At 38.9% G+C, this 6,731-nt stretch carries 5 protein-coding genes; 1 reads left to right on the top strand and 4 read right to left on the bottom strand.

The genetic code is table 11. The features are described 5' to 3' along the window. Positions 1 to 343 precede the first annotated feature (343 nt). Positions 344 to 1,102 (top strand): YwaF family protein, encoded by a 759-nt coding sequence (locus tag H514_RS23295; protein WP_051255180.1) that lies wholly within the window; start codon positions 344 to 346, stop codon positions 1,100 to 1,102. 71 nt (positions 1,103 to 1,173) lie between these two features. Here H514_RS23295 and H514_RS0116350 read toward each other — a convergent pair whose 3' ends face one another. From H514_RS0116350 to H514_RS0116365, 4 genes are all read right to left on the bottom strand, one after another. After that, positions 1,174 to 2,448 (bottom strand): ammonium transporter, encoded by a 1,275-nt coding sequence (locus H514_RS0116350; RefSeq protein ID WP_027447931.1) that lies wholly within the window; start codon positions 2,446 to 2,448, stop codon positions 1,174 to 1,176. Positions 2,449 to 2,618: 170 nt separating this feature from the next. After that, positions 2,619 to 3,953 carry an FAD-dependent oxidoreductase gene (locus H514_RS0116355; RefSeq protein WP_027447932.1) on the bottom strand — a complete coding sequence of 445 codons (1,335 nt, stop codon included), beginning with the start codon at positions 3,951 to 3,953 and terminating at the stop codon, positions 2,619 to 2,621. A 164-nt stretch (positions 3,954 to 4,117) separates the two neighbouring features. After that, the gene (locus tag H514_RS0116360) at positions 4,118 to 5,527 is read right to left on the bottom strand and encodes a Na+/H+ antiporter NhaC family protein (protein ID WP_027447933.1); all 1,410 of its coding nucleotides are present in this window, start codon (positions 5,525 to 5,527) and stop codon (positions 4,118 to 4,120) included. 101 nt (positions 5,528 to 5,628) lie between these two features. Then, the gene (locus tag H514_RS0116365) at positions 5,629 to 6,342 is read right to left on the bottom strand and encodes a toast rack family protein (protein ID WP_027447934.1); all 714 of its coding nucleotides are present in this window, start codon (positions 6,340 to 6,342) and stop codon (positions 5,629 to 5,631) included. Between the last annotated feature and the right edge of the window lie 389 nt (positions 6,343 to 6,731).

The following is a 6,731-nucleotide window of genomic DNA, read 5'->3' on the forward strand; positions in this document are numbered from 1 at the left end:
ATCATTACACGAAATTGTGTAATGATCTTCAGAGTTTAATATCAAAAGATGATATGGATTGTTTCCTAGTTGGTGTAGAAGGTTGATTAGATTCAAAAGCCAAGCAAGGGGATCCAGAAGACTTGAGAACTAAGGCGGACGGAAGCTCTTTTGTTTTAAATCCATATACTTTACAGCCTCTAGGAAATTGAGGATTCCAGGTTGTATAGAAGTGTTTACATTGAAAACAGTTGATTTTCTTCAAACTTTTAACCTCCCTCAAATAAAAATTCATAACGATCTAAACATTCAGAATATGGTAAAATAAGTGTGATTAATCAATGTATTTTAGTGGGTGACAATTATGGAACGATGGTTCGGAAAAACAACCTATCAACCGTTCGAAGCATTTTCAACAAGCCATATAACGGTTCTGATCTTTTTTGGTATCGGATTCCTTTACCTTATATTAAATTATAAAAGACTTCAAAGACAATCCACTCTCTATCAAATCACAAGATGGGGTTTATTCAGTATATTAATTATTTCGGAAATTACTTATCAAGCTTGGACCATTACCAATAGTGTGTGGAGCTTCAGCGAGCACGTCCCGTTACATTTATGCGGTATAGCCTCCATTATTGCTATGCTTGCACTATGGAATAGAAACAAGAAATTGATTAAAATCAATTTCTTCATAGGCATTATCCCAGCCTTTTTAGCCCTTATTACGCCAGAGCTTGTCAATGACTACCCTCATTATCGCTTTTGGAAGTTTTTCATGCATCACATGTCTATTACCTGGACGAGTTTGTTTCTTGTTATAACATCATCTGTTGTCATCCAATTCCGATCTGCTCTAAAAACATTCGGTATTTTAAACCTTTACGCAGTGATCGTTTTCTTTATTAACAGGCAAATAGGTTCGAACTACTTATATTTATCACACACTCCAACGGCAAGTACACCATTAGATTTGTTAGGAGATGGGGTTTGGTATTACATTCATTTAGAAATTTTAGCTTTCTGTGTCTTCTTGTTTTTATGGATTATTTATAAAGGAGTCACATATGTTTCTAAAAATGGAAACCCTCATAACACAGAGAGATCTCTCGACTCTTAAAAAGGGTAATGTCAACTTTCCTAACACACATAAAAAATCCGAGCATTCCTTTGCTCGGATTTTCAAATTCATTAACTGGTTTTTCTACGATTTTGAGATTGCCCCCCAAACACTTCAGGGTAACCATAACTACCATGCTCACTCAGATCTAAGCCCTGTAATTCTTCACCTTTACTTACACGCATTCCGCCTAATCCTTTATGGATAACGTATAAGAAAATGTAAGAAACAACAAAAGCATAAGCCCCACTAGCTGTAACACCTAATAATTGCACCCCTAGTTGAGTAAAGCCTCCACCATAGAACAAACCTGGTAAACCACCATTCATTGCAGCTAACTCAGGAGTTGCAAAAAAACCTGTGGATAGCGTCCCCCATATCCCCGCAATACCATGAACTGATAAGGCATAAATGGGATCATCTATTTTTCTCTTTTCGAAAAACTCCATACTATAATGCACGATCACACCCGCTACTCCTCCAATTAAAACTGCTGCCCAAGGAGCTACAAATGCACATGAAGCAGTAATGGCAACAAGCCCCGCCAACGCACCATTCAAGATTGTAGATACGCGAGCTTTACCAGTTACTACAACCGTAACGAACATGGCCGCCACTGCACCAGCTGCTGCTGCTAAGTTCGTATTTAATGCCACATACCCAAAGAATGCTCCATCAACCGAAACAGTACTTCCTGCATTAAAACCAAACCAACCTACCCATAATAATAAAACCGCAAGAGATGTATAAACCTGATTATGCCCCTCAATTTCATTTACACTACCATCTTGATTGTATTTGCCGATACGTGGTTTCAAGATCATCGTCGCCGCAAGAGCAGCCATCGCGCCCGTTAAGTGAACCACAGTTGAGCCCGCAAAGTCCTGCTTACCATGACCAGATAACCATCCACCACCCCAGATCCAATGAGCGACAACTGGATAAATAAATACTGAAAACAGAATGGCGAACCATACATACGAGGCAAGTTTAGCTCTTTCCGCAAAACCCCCGAATGCAATAGTAATTGCAATACCAGCGAAAGCAAGCTGAAATACAAAGAAAACAGACTCAGCTAAATCTGAACTGGGATCGATCCCACCACTATAGAAAAACTTTGATAATCCCACAAAAGCATTCCCTTCACCGAATATCATCCCATAACCTACAGCCCAGAACGTTAGTGATGCAATTCCAAATGTTAATATCGTTTTCGCCGCAATATGCCCTGCATTCTTCATTCTAGTTGATCCTGCTTCCAATAAGATAAAACCACCTATCATCAAGATCACCAACACCGCCGCAAGCATCGTCCAAACACTGTTCATTAAACCAAGTTCACTCATAATGATCATCTCCTCACACTTAATGTTATGTTTCCTTACATAATGTATGTGTATTATTTTACAAGTTATCTGAAAATTGTCAATAGTAAAAGTGCAAGAGTCCATTCGTTGCTGGACGCTGGAGCTGGATAATAAAAAATACCCACCTTTTTAGTGGGCATAAAATTTATCTATTTAGCTTTTTTAGCTGCTTGCTGTATTGGGTCCCATACACTGTTATATGGAGGTGCATATGAGAGGTCAAGATCAAGAAGGTCGTTTAACTCCATCGAATGATATAAAGCGGTAGCAAGTACATCAATCCGTTTATCTACGCCTTCTCTGCCGATTATTTGGCCTCCTAAAATGCGATTGGTTTTCTCATGATATAGGATTTTTAACGTCATCTTTCCTTCTTTAGAGTAATAGCCAGCTGCATGTGTAGAATTAATCTTAATTGATTTATAAGGGATTTTTAGAGAATTCGCTTCTTTCTCTGACAATCCAGTCCTTCCTAGAGTAAGGTCAAAAAACTTAATAATTGATGTCCCAACAATCCCTTTAAATGTTGTACGAATATCAACCATATTCATGCCAGCGATTGTCCCTTGTTTATTTGCATGTGTTCCTAATGGTATAAAATCTTCTTTTTGCTTAATTCGATGAAACTGGGTAGCGCAATCTCCCGCTGCATAAATATCCTTTATATTCGTTTCCATATAGGCATTAACGTTGATGGCACCTTTAATGGTGGTGTACACGCCGGTACCCTCAAGGAACTTGGTATTAGGTGTAACGCCTACCGCTACAAGCACTAAGTCAGACTCATGCTCACCATGATCAGTCACAACACATGACACTTGCCCATTCTCCCCTTTAAACCCTTCTACTGACTCACCAAAAGCAATTGAAATGTTTTGTTTATAAGTTTCTTCATGAATCAGATCTGCCATATCTTCATCGAAAATCTTAGCAAGCTGATCACCACGTTCAATCATTTTAACTTCCTTGCCTACAGCAGCGAAACTTTCAGCCATCTCAAGTCCTATATATCCTCCACCTATAATCGATACTTTTTGAACATCTTTTTGCATATAGTCAAGAATCTCATGTACATCAGGGATCGTCTTCAAACTAAAAATACCATCAAGCTCTAACCCTTCCCATGGAGGGCACACAGGGCTTGCTCCTGAAGCTACAAGCAAACGATCATAACTTTCTTCAAATGTATCCCCTGATCGTAAGTCCTTACCTTTTACAATTTTTTTATTACTATCTACTTCCGTCACTTCATGTAATGTATTCGTTTTGATCCCATACTTTTCTTGAAACGTTTCGGGAGTTCTGGCAATTAAATCATCTGAAGATTCAACATCACCACTAACTACGTAAGGCAATCCGCATTGACCATAGGAGTACGTCTCTCCTTTTTCAAATGTAACAATTTCATTTCCTTCACTGTTTCGAACAATTTGCATGGCTGCACTCATGCCAGCCGCATCTCCTCCAATAATGACATATTTCAAAATGATCACCTCTCTAGGTATGTTGGTCTTAATGGATATTCCCGTTTTTTCTATAATTTATGTGTAGACCCCTCCCCCTATTTACAATGTTACCTTGATTTAATAAAAAGCCCCCGATTTCAGATGTATTCCAAAACCGAGGATTTTAAGAGGATCATTATCAATCAGAAGAAGAAAGGCAATACAAAGTAAAGACCAGATGCTACACCAGCGGCGATTAGAGCTGGCTTTAATTTGAATTTTGCATATTTAACTGGATTTAAATTGAGAATGCCTGCCGTAGTATTCGTATTATCACTTAGTGGAGAAGAAAAAGCTCCAAACGTTCCACTTGCAAACACAGCTCCAATTACAATAGGTAACGAACTCCCCGAAACACTTGCTATCGAAATTCCAACTGGCATTAAAATTCCCCATGTTCCCCATGACGATCCTATAAAATAAGACAACCCGCAACCAATTAAAAAGACAAGAACAGCTACAAAGGAAGCTGGTATCCATTTCAACGAAGAAGAAATGGTATCAGCAAACCCAAGCGCTTCTGACCCCTGACTCAGGCCCCAAACCATAGCTAGGAGTAAAATGACATTCATCATTTCATTTCCACCGATTACAAGGTCGTTCATTTGTTGACGTAAAGGCATTGCTCTTACTTTTAAATACATTACAAATCCAATTATCGTAACGACAACAGCTAATACCATTGCATCTAATACATTAGCATTAATTAAGGCTTGTAATCCCTCTTTATCTTTCTTTACACCCAAGGCATACATCAATACGAACGTAAAAACAATGACACTTAATAAGGGAACAATAAGGTGCCATGCGTTAGAAGGCAAGTCTTTTGAAACGGCGGGGTGGCAATCCTCCCATTGATCATCATCTTTACCTTCTGCATTTGTTCCGTCTTCAGCATCCGTTGCTTTCTTTTTACTCTTGTGAAAGAAACTCAGGTAAAAGCCAATGAGTAGCATAGAAATAGCGAAAAAGTTAAAGGGGATGCTTTGTAAAAATAACATGTAAGAATCGCCCTCTAAGTTGGATTGATTTAAGGAGAGTTCAATGACAGAAGACATGTACCCTACAAACGCTGTTGCTACAGGAATGAGTACGATAAATGGTGAAGCAGTTGTCTCGATAACAAATCCTAGTTCTTGTTTCGTCATCGGGATTTTTTTACGCATTGCTTTCATAACCGGACCAATTGTCACAATTCGAAAGCTTGGTGCACTAAAAGTACCGAGTGCTGAAATCCAGGTTAAAGTAAAAGCTCCCTTTTTTCCTTGGATTTTGTTTGTGGCTTGTTCTACAAACCCTTTGATTCCACCAGAGGTACGAATTAAGCCGATCAGGCCAGAGAAAGCATAAAGGAAGATGATGATTTTTAAATTGTTTTTATCTGTAAGTCCTTCTACGATAAATCCCAGAGCCCCTGTCATACCGCCTAACCAGTCAGGCTCAGCAAGATACCCTGCTACAATTACTGCAAATAGCAAACTCGGTACGACCTGTTTAGTCCAAATGGCTGCTATAACCACTACTATAAATGGAATAATTGATAACCAGTTCATCTCACATGCCCTCATTTCTCATAATCTTCTCTTAGCATGTGAAGAAATGAACTGTTTTATGAAAAGTAACTGGGTAAGATTATTGGGAGTTGTTGTTTGAGTTATTCAGTAATCCAATCAATGCTACCTACGCCTAGGGAGATGTTAAAGTCAAAGTAAGGTTGATCTTGTTCAAAGGTTTTGGTTGTGAATTGCTCATTTCCTATGGACACCATATTATTTCTTCCAGAAAATGAACCAATTCCTTTCGAGCATTTCACTTTTGCAGGCAGGTCTTCTGATAACCGTAAATCCATACTTCCTACTCCACTATCAAGCTTCACTGGAATTCTAGCATGTTTTGGAAATTGTTGAGTTAAGTTAATTTCGCAGGAGCCTACTCCTGATTGGATTTCCAAACCAGCTAAATCAACTTTTCCGAAGTCCAACTCATTCGAACCAGCACCCAGGTTCAATTTCAGTGTTGTGGAGATGTCTGTCGGCAGATAAATCGTCCACTTTTGTTTTGCATTCTTCCATGTTCCTGTATGAGACTGCTGCGACAACTTAAGTTTGCCTTGTTCTCCAATTTTGTTGAACTCAATATTTGGCATAGTCTTTCTATACTCACAAATGACCTTTATTTCATTTACACCTTCATTTTGCTGTTTGATAATCAAGCTCCCTGCACCAAGATCTCCCTTCACGTTCAACTCGTTAAGTTCTTGTACAGAGAAGTCCTTTTCAAACTTTTCCCAGATTCCAGATGAATCCTCTTCTGTAAATTCATCTTTAAACTTCACTAGTTTTTTAAACACGTTGTTCAAGTTACCCATGCTATCCGCTCCCTTTTGGTTTGATCTTACTTTTATTATAGAGGGAAATGATAAGCACGGCTATTGACTCTAGAATGGTTCTTTCTCAGACTCTAGTCCGATAACAAAAGCGCAAGCGTCCGTTTAGCAACGAAGGGATTGGACTGAGCCCGTAGTACGATTAACCAAACTTGCTGATTGGCAAGCCGACAGGCGCAGACAGAAGCTTAGTTGCCGTGGTACTTTCACCTAGAAATTTTAACTACGTCGAATTTCTCCCTTGTTAAAATTTCATGTCACAAACGTGTAAAGGAAACACGATGAACCTTGGTGAATCGATGTTGACTTATCTTACGGAGAAAGTTATAAGGATAAGGATAAGGAAGATCGGTTAAGTTCGTCACGTCCTG

Origin of the sequence: Pontibacillus marinus BH030004 = DSM 16465 (genome assembly GCF_000425225.1) — a bacterium.
Lineage (GTDB): Bacteria > Bacillota > Bacilli > Bacillales > BH030062 > Pontibacillus > Pontibacillus marinus.